Here is a 19,630-nt window from a genome sequence, read left to right on the forward strand (position 1 = left end):
TACAATCGACCGCGTCAAGCAGTCAGGCAAGGCCCCAGTGCATCAACGCCAGCACCAAAAGCACAAGAAACACGCTCTCCCCCACCATCAGCGCAATGGGTTTCACCCCGACCGAGGCCAGCGCCTTGAGTTGGGTTTTCATGCCCAGAGCACTGATCGCCACCACCAAGCAGCCACGCGACAGGTCGTTGATGCCGCCCTGCACCACGGCGGGTACCCAGCCTGTGCTATTGACGCACGCCAGCAGCAGGAAGCCGACCGCGAACCATGGCAGCAAAGGCGGCCTTTGCCCGCCGGCCTCAAGGCCCTGGCGCCGGGTGATCACGGCGGCGCAGACGATGACCGGCAACAGCATGGCCACCCGCATCAGCTTGACCACGGTGGCGATGTCACCGGTCTCGGTAGACATGCTGTAGCCCGCCCCCACCACCTGCGCCACATCGTGGATGGTAGCACCGAGGAAGACCCCGGCCTGCGCTGGCGACAGGTGCAGCCACTGGGCAATCATCGGGTAGAGGATCATCGCCAGGGTCGACAGCGCCGACACGCCGATCACGGTGAACAGCGTTGCATGCTCCTTGCGCGGGTGCTGGGGCAAGGCAGCCGCCAGCGCCAGCGCCGCCGAGGCACCGCAAATGGCCGTGGCACCGCCGGTAAGCATGCCGAATAGCCGTGAAAACCCTAGCGCCTTGGCCACCACCACCGAGACCAGGATCGTTACCACCACCAGGGCGATGACCAGGGCCACGGGCTTCCAGCCCAGGCTGGCGATCTGGTCCAGGGTGATGCGCATGCCAAGTAGCGCCACACCCAGGCGCAGTACCGTGCGGGCGGTGAACTCGATACCGGCCTTGCACGGGCCGTCGACCGCAAGAAAGTTCAGTGCCATCCCCAACAGCAAGGCAAACAGCATGACCGGCGCTGCGTAATGCTCACTGAGGAAACTGGCGGCCGCACCGACGACAAGGCTGACCACCACCCCCGGGGCGAGGGTGCGGATACGCTGATGGGTAGCGCCAAGTGCCAGTGTATTCATTGCCCCACTTCCTCACTGTCAAACACGATATAGACCTGCCCGCCCTGCTGCTCGACCGGGTAGCTGGCAACCTTCAAGGCTCTGGAATTGACCAGGTAGCCGCTGGCCAGGTCGAAGCGCAGGCCATGCGCGCAACACTGGATGACACGGCCTTCCAGCCGCCCGCCGCACAACGACGCGCCCTGGTGCGGGCAGCTGTCTTCGATGGCATAGAGCGAGTCGGCAACGTTGAACAGCGCCACGCTGCGCCCTTCGCAGGCCAACAGCACACGGCTGCCTCGTTCCGGCACTTGATGGGGGGCCAATGCAAACCGCCGGGTCATGCCCGTTCAACCTCTTGCAGTGCTTCGGTCATGGCCGCAAACAGCACCTCGGCAGGCTGCGCACCAGCGATGAGCGGCCCCTGATTGAAGCGAAAACGCGGCACGGCACTGCCTGCGCGCCCCGCCCCATCGAGGAACGGGCTGCCGTCGTCACGCAGGCAGTCGACTACCTGGGCGGCCTCCAGCCCGCAACGCTGGGCGATGTCGAGCAAGGTTAGGCTATCCCCCAAGTCCCGGCCTTGGTGGAAATAGGCGATGAACAGCTGTGCCAGCATGGCCTCCAGTTGCGCTGCATCGAGCAGCCGGGTGGCCCGTTGCAGCAGCCGATGGGCACTGGCGGTGTTGGGCATGCGGCGGATACGCGAGAAATCGATGTCCTCGCCTACCACCCGGGCAGCGGCGCGCACCTGGGCCTGGCGCTCGCGTACTGCCTCCTCGCTACCCAGGCGTTGCAGGTAAAAGGCATGGAACGGCACACCACTGGCTGGCAAGCCAGGCAACAACTGCACACCTCGCCATTGCAGTTGCACCTGCACCTGTGGCTGTTCGCGCTGCAACAGCAACAGGGCGGCCTGCAGGTGCCGCTGGCCAATCAGGCACCACGGGCAGACGAAATCGAAGAACACTTCAACGGACAACAGCTGTTTCACGGATTCAACTCCCGGAGTGCGGCAGCATCGCCTGCCGGCGCATGCAGACGCTCCATGTCGCGGTGGTAATGTCGTTTGGCAAGGAAAAACACCGCCGCCGCGCCAATGCTCATCAGCGGCACCAGCTGGAAGGCGGCATGCAGGCCGATCAGGTCGGAAACGCGCCCGGTGATCAGCGGCCCGGTGGCCAGGCCCAACAGGTTGTTGGCCAAGGTCAGGGTGGCAAACGCGGTGCCATGCACCGCGGCGTGGGTAAGGTTGGCGACCATGGCACTGGACGGGCCGTTGGTGCCGGCAGCGATCATCATGCCCAGGCAGATCAGCACCAGTTGGGCGCTGCCGGCTGGCAGTGCGAACGCCAGGGACAGCAGTGCGCAACTGCCCAGGCAGTAGGCGATGGCCAGGCTGATCTTGCGGTCCGGGCGCTGCCGCCCGAGGCGGTCGCAGAGCATGGCGCAGAGGATCATGCCAATACCGCTGCACAGCACGATGACGGCGGCAATCGCCCCGGCGCGGTCGGTGCCCATGGCGTAATAGCGGTTCAGGTAGCTGGGCATCCACACGATCACGGTGCCGCCGACGAACAGCTGCAGCCCGCTGCCGACGTAGGCTGCGATGACCGAACGGCTGCTGTACAGGGTGCGCAGCGGGCGGCCGGCCTTGCCTTGCGGCTGCTGCGCGCATCGAGGCGCAATACGCGCCTCCTTGACGATCAGCGGGTACAGCATCGCCAGCACCAGGCCGAACAGCGCCATGCCGGCAAATGCCCAGCGCCAGCCCAGGTGCTGGGCCAGCACACCGCCCAGGGCCATGCCCAGTACCGAGCCGAACATGCCACCGGCCATGAACGCGCCGGCCAGGGTCGAGCGCATGTCGCGGGGGAACACGGCGACCACCACGGCGATGCCAACACTGCCGTAGGCAGCCTCGCCCACCCCCACCAGAAACCGCGCGATGAACATTTGCGGGTAGTTTTCTGCCAGGGCGCAGCCGAGGGTGGCCAGGCTCCACAGCACCGCCATCAGCACCAGGCTGCGCACCCGGCCGAAACGGTCGGCCAACAGCGACAGCGGGAAGGTCAGCAGGCCGACCATCAGCGCGACGATACCGCTGAGCAGGCCGAGCTGGCTGTCGCTCAATGCCCATTCGCCCTTGAGCAGCGGGAACACCGCGTTGAGCACCTGGCGCGACATGTAGTCGGAGATCAACAGGCCAAACGTCAGGGCGAAGACCACCCAGGCATAGCGCCGGGGGACGCTGTGGGCGGTGTCGGTGCCGGAATCTTCGGCACTGGCGAGATAGGTGGCCATGTTGCCTCCTTGGTGTGGGGCGTGAGGTTGTTCTTGTTGTTATGGGTTACAGCCAATATTCATGTTGCTTTACGGGCCTCTTCGCGGGCGCGCCCGCTCCCACAGTGACCGCGTCGACCGTTGGGCCAGCGCCGCACCCGTGGGAGCGGGCATGCACGCGAAGAGGCCGTACCTGCCGCGTCAGGTACGCTGCGGCACGCCCTTCACGCCCGGCTGGCGATTTGGCGCCATGCCGTTGGCCTTGAGTGTCTGCTCGATGCTGTCGTACTGCTGCCCGATGCGGTAGATCGCGCGTGCTTCCTTGCCGTTGGCAATTTCGCGGCCCAGCTCATGGGCCACACGCACGGTCTGCTGGATTTGCTGCACCGAGGTGAAGCGCTTGCCATGCTGGTCGATGATGGTGTCTTCGTTGCCGCAGCGTGGGTGCAGGCCCATGGCCAGGGCCATGGTGTTGAACGGCAGCACGTTCTTGAGCAACGATTCGGCGGTCAGGGTGCAACCGTCCGGCGCGCGGTGGATGAAGTTGAAGAAGTTGAACGGGTTGGGGCCGTCGAAACCGCCGCCGATGCCGATCCAGGTCAGGTTCAGCGGGCCCATGTAATCACCGCGGCGCACGATGCGTTCGAGCGTCTCCAGGGCGTGCATGCCGGTCAGCTGGAAATGCGGCTGGATGTTGCTGGCCTGCAGGCGGCGCAGGTGCTCGCGGACCCAGGCCGGGCCGGCCGGTACGGTCATTTCGCTATAGGCAGCATGAATCGCCGGGCTGGCCAGCGAGGTGCCTTCCAGGTACTCGGGGTACAGCAACTCCATGATGTTCATCTGCGTGGTGTTGATGGCCACGGTCACCTGGTCGGGGCGCGGCGTCAGCTCTGCGAGCATGTGCCGGGTGTCGTCCGACAGCCACTTGGCCGCCTCGCCTTCTCCTTCCGGGGCGAAGGAAATCGACCCGCCAACCTGGATGATCATGTCCGGCACCGCTTCGCGCACCCCGGCGATCAGCTCGTTGAACTTGGACAGGCGCTTGGAGCCCTTGCCGTCCAGTTCGCGCACGTGCAGGTGCAACACGGTAGCGCCGGCCTCATAGCAGTCGACAGCCTTCTGCACTTGCTCGTCCATGGTCAAGGGGATGTCTTCAGGGAAGTCTTCGGGCATCCACTCCGGGCCATAGGGGGCCACGGTGATCACCACCTTTTCCATGTTTTCCGGGTGCAACGAATCGTCGAAGAATTGCATGCTGTAGTCCTCGCTATTGTTATTGTGCGGTTGCCGCCAGCGACGGCGACGAACTCAGAACGTGGGGCTGCCCTTGATCCCGGCACGCTCCATCTTGCGGTGGCACGGTGGGTAGTCCATGACGGCGTAGTGCTGGGTGCTGCGGTTGTCCCAGATCGCCACGCTGTTGGGCTTCCAGCGCCAGCGCACCTGGTACTCCGGCAGGTAGGCCTGACTGATCAGGTAGCGCAGCAGGTCGCTGGCGCCGGGGTTGGCGTCCTGCCCGAAGCGCACCCGCTGCGGGGTGTGGTAATTGCTGAAATGTGTGGTGAAGGCGTTGACGAACAGCACCTGCTCGCCGGTTTCCGGGTGGGTACGCACCACCGGGTGCTCGGCATCGGGAAACTGCGCCTTCAGCGCCAGGCGCTTTTCCAGCGGCATGGCGGCGCCAAAGCTCGCCTCGATGCTGTGGCGGGCGCGCAGGCCTTCGATCTTGGCCTTCACATCGTCTGGCAGGTTTTCATAGGCCAGCACCATGTTCGCCCACATCGTGTCGCCGCCCACGGGCGGGCATTCGATGCAGCGCAGCACACAGCCCATCGGCGGTGCCTCGCGCCAGGTGGCGTCGGTGTGCCAGGCATTTTCATAGCGGTCGCTGGGCTGGTCCGGGCGCTTGTAGATCTGTACCAGGCCCGGATGCTCCGGGTCGCTGCCCGCCACCGGATGGTCCTCCAGGTCGCCGAAGCGGCGGGCGAACGCCACATGTTCGGCGCGGCTGAAGTGCTGGTCACGCAGGAACAGCACGCGGTGGCGGAGCAACTGCGCGCGAAGCTGGGCGAACAGGTCGTCGTCGTGGATCGCGTCGGCCAGGTTGACCCCACTTACCTCGGCACCGATCGCGCAGGTCAGTTGTTCGATGTGCATGCAGTTGCCCTCTTCAGATGACGAAGATCGACGAGCCGGTGGTCTTGCGCGCTTCCAGGTCACGGTGGGCCTGGACGGCATCCTGCAGTGCATAGTGCTGGTTGATCTCGATACGGATGCGCCCGCTGCCGACATGATCGAACAGCTCGCCGGCCAGGTCGGCCTTCTCCGCCGGGTCGGCGATGAAGTCGGCCAGTGCCGGGCGGGTGAGCTGCAGCGAACCCTTGATCGCCAGCAGCTGCGGGTCGAACGGCGGGATAGTGCCCGACGCCGTGCCGACGCAAACCATCAGGCCGCGACGCTTGAGCGAATCGAGCGAGCCCATGAAGGTGCTCTTGCCAACACTGTCGAACACTACATTCACCCCTACCCCGTCGGTCAGCTCACGCACACGTGTGGCAACGTCCTCGACGCTGTAGTTGATGACGTGGTTGCAGCCATGGGCGCGAGCTACCTCGGCCTTGGCCTCGGTGGACACCGTGCCGATCACGCTCAGCCCCATCAGCTGCGCCCACTGCGCGACGATCAGGCCAACGCCGCCAGCGGCAGCATGCAGCAGCACGCTGTCGCCGGGTTTGAACGCATGGAGCCGACGCAGCAGATAGGCGCTGGTCAGCCCACGCATGGTCATGGCAGCGGCGGTTTCGAAGGCGATGGTATCCGGCAGCTTGATCAGCGCGGCCGCGGGGATCAGGCGCTCGGTGCAGTAAGCGCCCAAGGTGTTGAGGAAACCGGTGTAGGTGACCCGGTCACCGACCGCCACCTGGGTCACGCCCTCGCCCAGCGCTTCGACCACGCCGGCCGCTTCCACGCCAATGCCATTGGGCAGCGGGATCGGGTAGGTGCCGTTGCGGAAATAGGTATCGGCGTAGTTCAGGCCTACCGCCACCTGGCGCAAGCGCACCTGCCCCGGGCCGGGCTCGCCGACCTCGGCGTCCTCGTAGCGCAGCACCTCGGGGCCACCGGTCTGATGGAAACGTACGACTTTGGACATGCTTGTCTCTCCAATCATCGATCTGGACGCATGGCGTCAGTTCTGGGTGATTGGACTGTATGCCCTTGGTGTGCGGGGTGCTTCGCATCGGACGACAGCGGGTTTTCATTTGATGACAGTGGGGGCATCGACCTGCCAATCACGAAACCCGTGTTTTATTCATGAGCCTCCTTGATGCTTTCCCATGGTCAGACTAATACTTAAGTCTCTGCCTGGGGAGGCACGAAAAATGCAACCAAGATTCGTTATCGTTCCCGCTGTGCCGATCGAAAAGGAGTCGTTCCGCGTGGGTAGCCGGTATTACGCCGCTACCGTTTGTGGGGGATTCGACATTTACGATAACCAAGCGAAAGAGCGGCTCAAGCCCAGTTATCCAAGCAGGACGGATGCATTGATGCAGTGCGAGCAGATGAACAAGCGCGGTGGTGCAGGCTGATCGTGGGCGCAACTGTCTTACGCAGAATCCAGACGCCTGCGCGATCCCTGTAGGAGCGGCCTTGTGTCGCGATGGGCTGCGTAGCGGCCCCCGGATCTTGCGTTGATGCACAGATCGCCGGGGCCGCTACGCAGCCCATCGCGACACAAGGCCGCTCCTACAAGGGGGTTACGTGTTCGTGGCCTCGCCCTTCTGCCAACCGGCAATCAGGCGCTGGGCGTTCTCCTCGCAATCCATGCCCTGCGGCTTGCCTTCCATGCCCGCAATAACCGCCAGCAATTGCGCGCGGTTCTGTGCCAGCCGCTGCTGCCAAGGCGCTGGATGAAGCCGAGATCGGCGCATTGATCCAGCGCTTCGCCCGCACTGCGGCGCTGGCTGGAGAAGCCGGTTTCAGTGGCGTACAGATCCACGCTGCCCACGGTTACCTGCTGAGTCAGTTTCTTTCGCCACTGAGCAACCAGCGCCAGGACCGCTGGGGGGCAGCCTGGAAAATCGCGCGCGGTTGCTGCTGGAAGTGGTCAAGGCTGTGCGCGAGGTGGTTTCACCCGGTTTCGCCGTGGCAGTGAAACTGAATTCGGCGGATTTCCAGCGTGGCGGTTTCGAACCGGCGGATGCGCGCCAGGCAGTGCTGTGGCTGAATGAGTTGCCGGTGGACCTGGTGGAACTGTCGGGCGCCAGTTATGAGGCACCGGCGATGCAAGGCGATGCCCGCGATGGACGCACCCTGGCTCGCGAGGCCTACTTCCTGGAGTTCGCCCGGGAAATCGCCGCCATCGCGAAGATGCCGGTGATGGTCACCGGCGGTATCCGGCGCTTGCCGGTAGTCGAGCAGGTGCTGGCCAGCGGTGTGGCAATGGCGGGGATTGCCACGGCGTTGGCAGTCGAGCCTGCCCTGCCCCGGCGCTGGCAGAACGGCGAGCCGACGGCAACCGCCGAACTACAACCCATTCGCTGGAAGCGCAAGGCGTTAGCCGCACTGGCCTACATGGCCCTGGTGAAATTGCAGATGCGCCGACTGGCGGCCGGCAACCGGCCCAAGGCGCATGCATCGCCATTGCGCGCCTTGTTGCTGGAGCAAGGCTGTACGTTACTGCGGGTGCGCCAGTACAGGCGTATGATGAAAAGCCGAGCGGATTGATGGTGTGATCGGCAAAGCCAGGGGTCGCACGTTCGCTCTGGGAGCAACTGCCTTGGATATCTCTTCAAGCCAGCACTGGCCCTTGTAGGAGCGGCCTTGTGTCGCGATGGGCTGCGCCAGCAGCCCCACAATCCGCAGCACCTGCCTTCATCGGCGTTCTCTACCGGAGCACTGCCATGAACAAACCCCTTCACGCACTCATCGTTACACTGATAGCGCTTTCTGCCTGCTCGTCCAATTCCGCGCTATACCATGACCAGCCGCTGGTAGCGAAAGTCGAAAACGGCATGAGCAAAGACCAGGTCATGCAGATCGGCGGCAAGCCTGATGCCCAATCCAGGCGTACCGTGGTGCCCGGTACCTGCTTTGACTACATGCTGACCAAGGCCGACAACCGTCAACCCTATAGCGTCAGCTTCGACGGTGCCGGCGAAGTGGACAATACCGCTTTCATGACCTGCGCAGAGTGGAGTAATGCCCAGCGCAAGGCCCGCCTGCCGAGCATGGGCGGCTCCAGCGGCTCGGGTTACTGAGTCAGTCCAGACATTCCCTGGCAGCCTGGCGCAATTTGTCGCCAGACAGGAAGCTGCCCTTGTAGAAGGTCGCGCGGCTGCCCTCGCGGGAATCGACTACGTCCAGCACATCATCGGATGCTACCGCGCTGGGGGCCGTCAGCCGGTAGCCGTGGGCGATCGATTTCTGCGTGGCCTGAGGCGCCAGTGCTTGCCACTTTGGCAGCACGCAGGCGGCGTACTGCTGGGGCGATTTGTGAGTCAGTTTGCTGGCAGTGGGTTTGCCTGGGGTCGCGCAGCCGGCAAGGCTGCTGACCAGTACAGCGCAAAGAAAGATACGAAAAGTAGACATTTGCAATTGGCCATCAAGGATACGCTGCATTCTAACGGGGGTTGTATTGGCTTACCAATCAACCAAAGTCTCGCTGCACTGGCCGCAACTGATATTACTGCCAGTGGCCTGGATGAGTGAAGGCTGGGAGAGTGAATCTGCCAATAGCTAACCATGCAAAAGAAGCCAACAGAATCTTCTATCAGAATGGAAAACTGATCTCTCCGACGGTTGGTGAACAAGGTCGCAACATTTTCGGGGCACGCACTCCAGCGGCTTGCTGGCGACGGACGACAATGGTCAGTGCTGAACGTGCAGGAAAACACCTGATTTTGGAGAAACGGGTGCTATCGAAAACACTGGCGTATCCGGTATCAGCCATCGCGTCGCCTGCTTCGCGGGCATGCCCGCTCCCACAAGGCCCCCACCTGCCGAAAGAATGCGCTGTACCTGTGGGAGCGGGTTTACCCGCGAACACCGGCGCAGCCGGTGCCAGCCACCGCGTTGCCTGCTTCGCGGGTGAACCCGCTCCCACAGGGACCCCATCAGCTGAAAGAATGCACCGTTCCTGTGGGAGCGGGCGTGCCCGCGAACACCGGCGTAGCCGGTGCCAACCACCGCGTCGCCTGCCGGGGGCTGCTTTGCAGCCCATCGCGACACAAGGCCGCTCCTACAATTGACGGCGCTCGCTGATACCTGCGCCTGAGATCAATCCAGCGCGCCGTTCAACACCTCATAGATGATCCCCGTGGCGACCGCCACCAGGATCAGGTCCGCACCCGCCTGCATCCATTCATAGCCATCATAATGAGGGAGCTGCCCCAGCAGCCTGCCATCCAGCTTCTTGGCGATACCCGGCGGCAGCGGTTTGCCACGGGCCAGATTCTTCTGGATGCCGGGCGGCAGCGCCTGCCCTGCGCTCCAGTAGCTGCGGTGCCCGTCAAGTATGCCAAGCACATCGCCACGATTTATGGACGGGCCACCATACGAGCCCCCGTGACCTTGACCATGCTGGCCCTTGTCCTTGCCATGGCCCTGCCCCTTGCCATTACCCGGGTCGGCATAAGTAAGCGCTGGCCCCGCTGCCAGCACGATCGAGGTAGCGATAACTGCCCATCGACGCTTTGCCATATCTTCTTCCTTGCACCAGTGACGTCCCAGCACTGTAGACCAGAACCCGGTTCAGGGTGAAAGTCCCCAAACGCGGGTCAGGGCTTGGCACTCCGATAGAGCATGATGGCAGCCACATCCAGTGCCAGCACGGCAATGGCGAAGAGAAACATGAAGTACAGGTCTTGTAGAAGCATGGCCGTATCCCCAAATGGGCAGGTTTGCAGGGATCTTGCAATTCCTGTTCCTGACGCCTGGCTGAACGAGCCTGCCTGCCCATCTGACGCTGCAGTTCAGTAGAGACGGGCCTTGATCAGCGGGCGCAGCAAGTAATTGAGCACGCTGCGCTTACCGCTGAGGATATCCACCTCGGCTACCATGCCGGGGATGATCGGCAGCACTTCATCGTCGCGCTTGAGCTGGCTGCCGTCGGTGCGGATCAGCACCTGGTAGTACGACTCCTTGCCGTGGGGCGTGTCCTCTTCGATGGTGTCGGCGCTGATCTGCTCCAGCGTACCCTTGAGGTCGCCATAGATGCTGAAGTCATAGGCGGTGATCTTCACCTTGGCCGGCATGCCCGGCACCAGGAAGGCCACGTCACGCGGCTTGATCCTGGCCTCGACCAGCAGACGGTCCTCCACCGGTATCACTTCCATGATCGCCTCGCCGGGCTGGATCACCCCGCCACGGGTATTGATCAGCACGGTGTTGACCCGCCCACGCACCGGCGAAACGATGCCAGTACGGCGCAACTGGTCCTGTCGCTGCTGGACAATCGGCTCCAGGGCACTGAGGTCGGCCTTGCGCTGTGAGCGCTCGGTATAGGCATCCTGGAAGTAGCTGCTTTTCAGCTCGGTCAGCTTGCCGTTGAGGGTAGCGATGTCCTGGCTCAGCCGCAGCGCCTCCATCTGGCTTACCGCACGCTTGGCCACCAGCGGGCGGACCAGGTCGAGCTGGCTCTGGGCCAGGCTGATCTGCCTCTGGATCGCCTGGCTACCCTCGAGCAGCTTGTCCCGCCGCGACTTGAACAGCTCGCGCTCGGAACGCGCCAGCGGCCCTTGCGGGTCGATGTCCGGCGGGAACTCGATGGTCGCCTTGCCCAGCACTTCGGCGTCCAGCCGGGCGATGGCCGCGCGCAGCACGCCGGCCTGGTTGGCCGACTCCTGGAAATTGGTGAGAAAGCGCGTCTCGTCCAGGCGCAGCAGCGGCTGGCCGACCTCCACCAGGTCGCCCTCCTGCACCAGCAGACGGTCAAGAATGCCGCCTTCCAGGCTCTGGATCTTCTGGATGCGGCTGAACGGCACCACACGCCCGTCGCCGCGCGTCACTTCATCGAGCTCCGCCCAGGCGGCCCAGGCGACGAACAGCACGACGCTGCCGAGCAGGGTCCAGAGCAGCGGGCGATAGACCGGGTGAGTGGTGGCCAGCAAGGGGTCGGCCAGTTGCCGGCGCAGCACTGCAGAACTTTTTTCAGCTGCCATGGCCAGCTCCTTCGGCGACCTGCGGCGCCTGCACCTGATTGCCCAGCACCACCTGGTTCAGCGGGCCGTCCATGATCACCTGGCCGTTGCGCAGTACCACTGCACGGTCCACCAGTGCCAAAACGCTTTTCTTGTGGGTGGTGAGGATCAAGGTACGTCGGCCCAGCCATTTCTGCAGGTAATCGATGACCTGTTTCTCGCTGTTCTGGTCGAAGGCTGCGGTCGGCTCGTCGAGCAGCAGGATCGGCGGGTCCTGCAGCAATACCCGGGCCAGCCCCACCGCCTGACGTTGTCCACCGGAGAGGCTGGCGTTGCCCAGGATCGGCATGTCCAGGCCCAACGGGTGGGCGCGTACGAAAGTGCCCAGCCCCACGCCATCGAGGGCTTCCAGCAATTCCTCGTCGCCCAGCGCGGCGTTCGCCAGGTTGAGGTTTTCCCGCAGGCTGCCGTGAAACAACGCGACATCCTGCGGCAAGTAGCCGATGCCGCGCTGGCGGTCGGCCGGGTCGAGCTGGCTCAGGGCGATGTCGTCCAGCAACAGCCGGCCGGATTGGGCGTCGAGCAGGCCGCTGAGCAGCCGCAGCAGGGTCGACTTGCCGGCGCCGTTGCCGCCGAGCAGCGCCACCCGCTCGCCGGCCTGGATGCTCAGCGCCTGCACATCGACCACCGGCGGGCTGTCGCCATGGGCCAGGCGCAGCGCCTCCAGGCGGTAATGCCCGTGCAGCCGGTCGCGATGCACGAAGCGCTTCCCGGCGGGGCGCTCCTGCTCGGCCGACATCAGCTGGTCCAGGCCTTCAAGCGCCACCTTGGTGTGCTGCCAGCGACCGAGGATGGCGGCAGCCTGGGACAGCGGTGCGATGGCCCGCGAGGCCAGGATCGAACAGGCCACCAGGGCACCAACGGTCATCGCCCCGTCGCTTATGCGGTAGACGCCGAACACCACCACCCCGACATAGCACAACTGCTGGACGATGCTTGCCGAATAGCTGAGGGTCGAGGCCAGGGCATGGGTCTTCATTGCGGTACCAGCCAGTTCCCCGGTGAGCGTCTCCCACTGCTGCCGGCAGCGGCCCTCGGCACGCGTGGCCTTGACCGTCTCCAGGTGTTCGAAGGCTTCCAGCAGCACGCTGTTCTTCATCGCCCCTTCGCGCAGGTTCTGCCGCGACAGGTGCCCGAGCAGGCGCTGGGTCAGCAGCCCCGGCAGCAGCATCAACGCACAGGCCACCAGCGGCACCCAGACCACATGGCCACCGATCACGGCAATGATCGACAGGAAGATCGCCACGAACGGCAGGTCGCTGATCAGTGCGGCGCTGGACGAAGTGAAAAACTCGCGGACCGACTCGAACTCACGCACCTGGGTACTGAACGCGCCCATCGACGCCGGCTTGGCGGCGATCCGGGTGCTTAGCACGCGCGCGAACAGCAGGCTCGACAATTGCAGGTCCAGGCGCTTGCCGAGTACGTTCAGCAGGTGCCCGCGAAGGATCCGCAACACTCCGTCGACGATGATCGCCAGGGCCACGCCGCTGGCGAGTATCCATAGGGTATCGAAGGCGGCATTGGGCACCACGCGGTCGTATACCTGCATGGCGAACAGCGCCGAGGCGACGGCCAGGACGTTGGCTACCAGGGCTGCCGCCGTGACTTCCGCATAGGAGCGCCAGAGCCGCTTGAGTGGCCCGAAGAACCAGTGTTCCGGCAGGCCGCTGGCGTAGTCGCCCACCCGCCCATCGGGGCGGTAGCGGCACTTGGCGAACACCGCAGTGCCACTGTAAAGCGCCTCCAGAGCGGTCAGCGCCATGCACTCACGGCCACCCTCGCTTTGCGGCACCAGCACCTCGTACTGCTCGCCCTCGACGCCAACCAGCAGCAGGCTGCGACCATCGTCGAGCAGCAGCAGCGCCGGCAGCAGGTAGGCGTCCATCTGCCGCAACGGCAGCTCCGCGACCTTGGCATTGATGTCTGCGCGGCGCAGGGCGCGAACGACCAGGCGCAGCGGCAGGCGTCCGTGCTCCAGTGCCAGGCCGTCGACCAGTTCGGCGTCGCCCAGCGGCCGGCCCAGTTGCCGACATAGCAGCAACAGGCCCTGGCGCAGCGGGTCGTCGTGGTTCAGGGGCACGACGTTGTCCGGGGATTGTTCAACTTCCATGATTCAACCGATTCTCCAGTAGTGCCCCCAACAGCCCGACCTGCGCGGCCGCGCGGTACTCGATGCGCTTGCGCTCGATGTGCAAGTTGATCAACTGCCGCTCGGCCTCGAAACGTTCGCGCTGCACGTTGAGCAAGTCGATCACGTCGCGGCGGCCGACCTCGAACTGCTCGCGATACAGCTCGCCAACCTGCTCCGACTCTGTCACCTGCTGGCTCAGCGACTGTTCCCGCCAGCGCAGCGTGTCAGCGTTGTCGAACAGCGACTGCAACTGCCGGCGGATGTCCCGCTGCATCGCATCGGCCGTCCATTGCGCCGACTCCAGACGCTGTTGCGCAGCAGTCGGCCGGCGGAAGTTGGAAAGCCCCTGGAAAGTGTCCATGCGAAAGCGCAGCGACATCACCGAGTCGCTTTCCGGGCGACCGCCGATCTCCCGGCGCAACGCGGAGGCCTCCAGGTTCAACTGCGGCAGCAACGAAGCCTTGGCCTCGCGGACTTGCGCCTCGGCGACATTGGCGTCCTCCAACGCCTTGCGCTGCAACGGCGACTCACGGATCACCCGCGCCACGTCGCTGGCAGCCAGGTAGCGCTGCAGCGACATCGGCTCGGGCTCCACCAGTTCGGCGGGGTCCTGGCCAACCAGGATCGCGTACTGGTTGCGCGCGTCCTGCAGGTTGCCCTTCTCCAGCGACAGCTGCTCCTGGGCACGCGCCAGTTCGAGGTTGGCGCGGTCCAGTTCGCTGCGGTCGGCGTAACCATCGCTGCCGCGTGCCTGGGTCATCTCGCGGATGCCGTCCAGGCGCTGAATGTGCTGGCGCACCGTCTCTACCCGGCGCTCCGAGGCAAGTACGTCGAGGTAGGTCTCGACGATATCCAGCGCCGCATCGTCGCGCGCCACCAGCACCGCCTCGGACAGCTTGCGCCGGGTCGCGCTGGCGCTGTCGACCTTGCTCGTCACCCTGCCCCAGTCATACAGCATCTGCGATACGGTCACGTCGTAGACGACCTCACCAACATCGAATTCCTGCGGCCCCCCGGACATGGTGACGGAGGGGTAGTAACCACCTTTGGCGATTTCCACCTCGGTGCCCGCACGATCCGCCTCGGCCATCGCCGAACGCACCTGTGGGTGAATCGCCAACCCCGCCCGCACCGCCTGGTCGAGCGGGATGCCCGACGCGGACAGCGGTAGCCCCAGGCACAGGAGCCAAAGGGCTCCCGCGCCACGGCGCCTTCCCTTGTGCACGGACAGGCCGCGCATCAGACCACGACCTGTACCGTGTTGTCCTCGATCAGCAGGGTACTGCTGCCAAAGTTGTAGACATCGTAGGTAATGCCGTTGAGCTGCTGGGTGGTCCCTGTGTTCACGGCACCCACCACGTTGAGCGTGTCGTTGCTCTCGCCGGTGATCTGCAGGACGTTGTTGGCATCGGTGATGGCGTCGACCTCCGCCGCGGTCAGGGTCAGCACGCTCCCAGAGTCGCCCCTGCCGAGGTCGATACGCTCGATATTGGAGAGCGTGCCGACGCCGACGGCGTTGTAGTCGAGGTCGATGCCGTCGGCCAGGACCAACGTGTCAAAGCCCGCGCCGCCGTCGATGCTGGTGAAGTTGGTCGCGGTGATCTGGATGGCGTCGTTGCCGTCGCCAGCCACTACCTGATCGCCAGTCCCCACATTGAAGATCAGGTCGTTGCCATTGCCGCCGTTGATATGCTCCGAACTGCCATTCGCCCCGGACATGACATCGTCCCCCGAGGTGCCGTTGACGTCGATCTGGCCGATGTTCAGCGACAGCCCGGCAGGGGCCAGGGTAATGCCGTAGGCGGAACTGTCGTTGCCATTGGTATCGGTGGCGACGATGTTGAACGAGATCTGCGAGCCAAGGTTGAGGATATCGGTGATGTTCAACCCCAACTGGGTGAGTACGGTCGGGCTAAGCAGGTTCAGCGAGAAGTTGCCAGAGTTGTCCGCCGTGATCGGCAGCAGCTCGACGTTCAGCGCCGGGGTGATGACACGGATCACCACGCTGGAGTCTGGCTCGGTGACGCCGCTGAAACCGAACCGCGGGCTCAGCGGGTTGAGGCTGACATCGACGCCGAAGTTGCCGATGGTCACTGGCTGCTCGATGCTGCTACCGACGCCGATGGTCGCCACATTGCTGGTGTTGCCGGCCGGATCCTCGCCAGTCACCGAGACCTGGGCATTGAGCAACTGGTCCAGGGTGAGGTCGATGTCCAGGTCGGTGAGCAGGTTCAAAGAAGCCAGCCCGCTATTATCGGCAGTCACCGTGGCGGTGGCGGTGACGCCACCGATGTCCACTTCGACCGTCAGGTCGGTTCCCGGGTCGGTGGAGATGGTCAGGATGCTGCCCACCAGCGACAGCACCGGGGTCGCAGGCGGGATGGTGTCGACGGTGAATGGCACCGCGCTCGACGTAGTACCGCCATTGATGTCCGCGGTGACGGTTGAGGCCCCCTCGGGGAACGGCCCCATGCCACCGCCAGGGGGAATGGTCACGGTGACACTGCCGGCCAGGATATCGCCGGCGGTGATGGTGTGCGTTGCCTGCGTCTCGTAGCCGTTCTGCCCGGCGAAGGCGACCGTGATCACCTGGCCGACCTGCATGGTCGGGCGGATGGTCACGTCGACCTGGATCCCGTCGCTGATCTCGGCAGCGTTGATCCAGGTATCGGCGGCCTCCGGCACGCTGATGGTCGGCGGTGCCAGGTCCGGCGCGTTGATCGTCGATGGGCCGCTGAGGTTGCCGGCAGCGTCGGCGCTGACCCCGCTGATCAGTTCGCCGGTGATCAGCGGCGGCGCAAACGGCAGGCTGAAGTTGCCGCTGCCGTCGACATTCACCGTGATCGGGTTGGCGGTATCGCCGTCGATCACGAGGCGTACCTGGCTGTTCGGCTCGGCGGTACCGGTCAGCAGTGCACCGTCGGCACTGATGCTCAGCAGCGGCGCCGACGGTGCCACCGTGTCGACCGTGGTACTGGCCGGGCCACTGGTGTTACCAGCAGCGTCCTCGGCCACCGCGTTGACCACCGTGCCGTTGGGTAGCGGCGTGGTTGGGGTGAAGCTCCAGTCGCCACTGCCGTCCGCCGTGGTCTCGCCGATCGGGTTGCCGCCACCATCGGTGAGGATGACGGTGGCGCCGGGTTCAGCGGTACCAGCGAGGACCACACCATTGCTCGGCTCGATAGTCGGCGTGGCCGGGGCGATGGCATCGACCGTGGTGCTGACCACTGGAGCGCTGGTATTGCCTGCCGGGTCCTGGGCCACGGCGTTGATGACCGTGCCGTTGGCCAGCGGTGTACCGGGCGTGAACGACCAGTTGCCGCTGCCGTCGGCGGTTGTCTCGCCGATCGGATTGCCGCTGCCGTCGGTGAGAATCACCTTGGCCCCGGCTTCGGCGGTACCACTGATCTCGGTACCGTTGCTCGGCTCGATCGTCGGCTGGCCGGGGGCGATCGCATCCACGGTGGTGCTGACCTGTGGGGCGCTGGTATTGCCGGCGGCGTCCTGAGCCACGGCGTTGATCACCGTGCCGTTGGCCAGCGGTGTGCCAGGCGTGAACGACCAGTTACCGCTGCCGTCCGCGGTAGCCTGGCCAATCGGGTTGCCGCTGCCGTCGGTGAGGATCACCTTGGCGCCAATTTCTGCGGTACCACTGATCACCACTCCGTTGCTCGGGTTGATGATCGGGGCGGCCGGGGCGATGGTGTCAACGGTGGTGCTGGTCGGCCCGCTGGTATTGCCGGACGGGTCCTGGGCCACGGCGTTGATCACCGTACCGTTGGCCAGCGCAGGCGCAGGCGTGAAGGCCCAGTTGCCGCTGCCATCGGCGGTCGTCTCGCCGATCGGGTTGCCGCTACTGTTGGTGAGAATCACCTTGGCCCCGGCTTCGGCGGTACCACTGATCACCACCCCGTTGCTCGGGTTGATGATCGGTGCGGCCGGGGCGATGGCGTCAACGGTGACGCTGGCCGGCCCGCTGGTGTTGCCGGCCGGGTCCTGGGCCACGGCGTTGATGACTGTGCCGTTTGCCAGCGGTGTACCGGGGGTGAACGACCAGTTGCCGCTGCCGTCGGCGGTGGTCTGACCTATCGGGTTGCCACCGCCGTCGGTGAGGATGACAGTCGCGCCCGCTTCGGCGGTACCGCTGATTTCCGTGCCGTTGCTCGGTTCGACCACCGGTGCGGCCGGTGCCACGCCATCCACGGTAATGATCGCTGGTGCACTATCGGTCCCACCGGGGTTGCGTGCCACCACGTTGACCACGGTGCCATCCGGCAGCGGTACGCCGGGCGTGAACGACCAGTTGCCGCTGCCATCGGCGCTGACCTGGCCGATCGGGTTGCCGCTTCCATCGGTCAGGATAATGGTGTTATTCGCATCCGCGGTACCGCTGATCACCGAGCCGTTACTCGGGTCGACCTGCGGAATCGACGGCAGCGACGCGTCCACGGTAGTGCTACCAGGAGCGCCGGTATTGCCGGCTGCATCGGTCGCGGTAGCGTTGACCACGGTGCCATCGGGCAGTTGCGTACCGGGGGTGAACGTCCAGTTGCCGCTGCCGTCGGCGGTGGCTTCGCCAATGGGATTACCGCTGCCGTCGGTAAGGGTCACGGTGCTGTTCGGCTCGGCAGTACCGTTGAGCACGGCGCCGTTGCTCGGATTGACCACCGGCGCGGCGGGTGCGATCGAATCCACCGTGGTGCTGCCCTGCGGGCCAGTGTTGCCGGCCGGGTCTTGGGCCACGGCGTTGACTACTGTGCCATTGGCCAGCGGCGTATTGGGAGTGAAGCTCCAGTTGCCGTTGCCGTCGACAGTAGTCTGGCCGATGGGGTTGCCGCTGCCATCGGTCAGGATCACTCTGCTGCCGGGCTCGGCGGTGCCGCTGATTTCGCTGCCGTTGCTTGGCTCGACCACCGGTGCGGACGGGGCCACTGAATCCACCGTGGTGGCGGCCTGCGGACCAGTGTTGCCGGTCGGGTCGGTTGCCGTGGCGATGATCACGGTACCGTTGGCCAGCGGCGAACCGGGAGTGAAGCTCCAGTTGCCGCTGCCGTCGGCGGTGATCTGGCCGATCGGGTTGCCGCCGAAGTCGGTCAGGGTCACGGTGGCGCCCGCTTCGGCGGTGCCGCTGATTGTCGAGCCGTTGCTTGGATTGATAACCGGTGCAGCCGGCGCGCTGGAGTCGACAGTAACCGTCGCTGCCGAGCCGGTATTGCCAGCCGCGTCGCTCGCCGTGGCGTTGACCACGGTGCCATTGGGCAGCGGCGTGGCTGGCGTGAATGTCCAGTTGCCGCTGCCGTCAGCGGTGGCTACGCCAATCGGATTGCCACTGCCGTCGGTGAGGGTGACGGTGCTGTTCGGCTCGGCGGTACCGCTAAGGCTGCTACCGTTGCTGAGGTCGATGGTAGGCACACCCGGGGCCACGCCGTCCACGGTGGTGCTGCTCGGCCCGCTGGTATTGCCGGCCGGGTCGGTCGCCGTGGCGTTGACCACAGTGCCATCCGGCAGCGGTGTACCTGGCGTGAACGACCAGTTGCCGCTGCCATCGGCGGTAGTCTGGCCGATCGGATTGCCGCTGCCGTCGGTCAGGGTGATGGTGCTGCCGGGCTCGGCGGTGCCGCTGATTTCGCTACCGTTGCTCGGCTCGATCACCGGTGCGGCCGGGGCCACTGAATCCACTGTGGTGGCGGCCTGCGGACCGGTGTTGCCGGTCGGGTCGGTTGCCGTGGCGATGATCACGCTACCATTTGCCAGCGGCGAACCGGGGGTGAAGCTCCAATTGCCGCTGCCGTCGGCGGTGATCTGCCCAATCGGGTTGCCGCTTCCGTCGGTCAGTGTCACGGTGGCGCCCGCTTCGGCGGTACCGCTGATACTCGCGCCGTTACTTGGATTGATTACCGGTGCAGCCGGCGCGCTGGAGTCGACGGTGACCGTAGCTGCCGGGCCGGTATTGCCAGCCGCGTCGCTAGCCGTGGCATTGACCACGGTGCCATTGGGCAG

The 19,630-nt window shown here is 65.0% G+C and carries 15 protein-coding genes and 2 pseudogenes; 3 read left to right on the forward strand and 14 right to left on the reverse strand.

What is annotated here, in order from left to right:
- Positions 1–22: 22 nt before the first annotated feature.
- The 7 genes from J5M58_RS10435 to J5M58_RS10465 form a co-directional block, all read right to left on the reverse strand.
- Entirely contained in the window at positions 23–1,036 is a 1,014-nt protein-coding gene (locus J5M58_RS10435; protein WP_112253946.1) for a YeiH family protein, read from the reverse strand.
- On the reverse strand, positions 1,033–1,359 hold the full coding sequence (locus J5M58_RS10440; RefSeq protein WP_112253945.1) for a Rieske 2Fe-2S domain-containing protein: 327 nt from the start codon (positions 1,357–1,359) through the stop codon (positions 1,033–1,035). Before J5M58_RS10440 ends, J5M58_RS10435 begins: the two co-directional genes overlap by 4 nt.
- Positions 1,356–2,009 carry a DsbA family protein gene (locus tag J5M58_RS10445; protein ID WP_207878092.1) on the reverse strand — a complete coding sequence of 218 codons (654 nt, stop codon included), beginning with the start codon at positions 2,007–2,009 and terminating at the stop codon, positions 1,356–1,358. Before J5M58_RS10445 ends, J5M58_RS10440 begins: the two co-directional genes overlap by 4 nt.
- Complete coding sequence (locus tag J5M58_RS10450; RefSeq protein ID WP_207878093.1) at positions 2,006–3,319, reverse strand: MFS transporter; 1,314 nt, start codon at positions 3,317–3,319, stop codon at positions 2,006–2,008. The genes J5M58_RS10445 and J5M58_RS10450 overlap by 4 nt, the downstream gene beginning before the upstream one ends.
- Positions 3,320–3,499: 180 nt before the next feature.
- Entirely contained in the window at positions 3,500–4,552 is a 1,053-nt protein-coding gene (locus tag J5M58_RS10455; protein ID WP_112253942.1) for a 3-keto-5-aminohexanoate cleavage protein, read from the reverse strand.
- Positions 4,553–4,606: 54 nt separating this feature from the next.
- On the reverse strand, positions 4,607–5,455 hold the full coding sequence (locus J5M58_RS10460) for a TauD/TfdA family dioxygenase (protein WP_207878094.1): 849 nt from the start codon (positions 5,453–5,455) through the stop codon (positions 4,607–4,609).
- A gap of 13 nt (positions 5,456–5,468) precedes the next feature.
- On the reverse strand, positions 5,469–6,449 hold the full coding sequence (locus J5M58_RS10465; RefSeq protein WP_207878095.1) for a quinone oxidoreductase: 981 nt from the start codon (positions 6,447–6,449) through the stop codon (positions 5,469–5,471).
- 229 nt (positions 6,450–6,678) lie between these two features.
- On the opposite strand from J5M58_RS10465, the gene J5M58_RS27905 reads away from it, so the two are divergent.
- Positions 6,679–6,885, forward strand: coding sequence for a hypothetical protein (locus tag J5M58_RS27905; protein ID WP_112253939.1), 207 nt, complete (start codon positions 6,679–6,681; stop codon positions 6,883–6,885).
- Between the two features lie 168 nt (positions 6,886–7,053).
- On the opposite strand, the pseudogene J5M58_RS10470 reads toward J5M58_RS27905, so the two are convergent.
- Positions 7,054–7,194 (reverse strand): annotated as a pseudogene (locus tag J5M58_RS10470) (MerR family transcriptional regulator); the annotation flags it as partial.
- A gap of 2 nt (positions 7,195–7,196) precedes the next feature.
- Here J5M58_RS10470 and J5M58_RS10475 point away from each other — a divergent pair.
- Positions 7,197–8,023: pseudogene (locus tag J5M58_RS10475) on the forward strand (2,4-dienoyl-CoA reductase); the annotation flags it as partial.
- Positions 8,024–8,199: 176 nt separating this feature from the next.
- Entirely contained in the window at positions 8,200–8,556 is a 357-nt protein-coding gene (gene osmE, locus J5M58_RS10480) for an osmotically-inducible lipoprotein OsmE (RefSeq protein ID WP_112253569.1), read from the forward strand.
- A 1-nt stretch (position 8,557) separates the two neighbouring features.
- Here the strand turns inward: osmE and J5M58_RS10485 are convergent, their stop codons facing one another.
- The 6 genes from J5M58_RS10485 to J5M58_RS10510 all read right to left on the reverse strand — a co-directional run.
- Positions 8,558–8,917 carry a hypothetical protein gene (locus tag J5M58_RS10485; protein WP_112253568.1) on the reverse strand — a complete coding sequence of 120 codons (360 nt, stop codon included), beginning with the start codon at positions 8,915–8,917 and terminating at the stop codon, positions 8,558–8,560.
- Positions 8,918–9,574: 657 nt separating this feature from the next.
- Positions 9,575–9,997, reverse strand: a complete 423-nt coding sequence (locus J5M58_RS10490; RefSeq protein WP_112253567.1) for an anti-virulence regulator CigR family protein — start codon at positions 9,995–9,997, stop codon at positions 9,575–9,577.
- A 272-nt stretch (positions 9,998–10,269) separates the two neighbouring features.
- Positions 10,270–11,457: an HlyD family efflux transporter periplasmic adaptor subunit gene (locus J5M58_RS10495; RefSeq protein ID WP_112253566.1), complete on the reverse strand. Its 1,188-nt coding sequence runs from the start codon at positions 11,455–11,457 to the stop codon at positions 10,270–10,272.
- Positions 11,447–13,609: a type I secretion system permease/ATPase gene (locus tag J5M58_RS10500; RefSeq protein ID WP_207878096.1), complete on the reverse strand. Its 2,163-nt coding sequence runs from the start codon at positions 13,607–13,609 to the stop codon at positions 11,447–11,449. Before J5M58_RS10500 ends, J5M58_RS10495 begins: the two co-directional genes overlap by 11 nt.
- Positions 13,599–14,870 carry a TolC family protein gene (locus J5M58_RS10505; protein ID WP_112253564.1) on the reverse strand — a complete coding sequence of 424 codons (1,272 nt, stop codon included), beginning with the start codon at positions 14,868–14,870 and terminating at the stop codon, positions 13,599–13,601. The genes J5M58_RS10500 and J5M58_RS10505 overlap by 11 nt, the downstream gene beginning before the upstream one ends.
- Positions 14,870–19,630 (reverse strand): Ig-like domain-containing protein (locus J5M58_RS10510; protein WP_243432289.1); only part of this gene is annotated, 4,761 nt, incomplete at its 5' end. The genes J5M58_RS10505 and J5M58_RS10510, both read right to left, overlap by 1 nt.

Source organism: Pseudomonas sp. 32_A (assembly GCF_017490905.1).
In the GTDB taxonomy this organism is placed as follows: Bacteria; Pseudomonadota; Gammaproteobacteria; order Pseudomonadales; family Pseudomonadaceae; genus Aquipseudomonas; species Aquipseudomonas inefficax.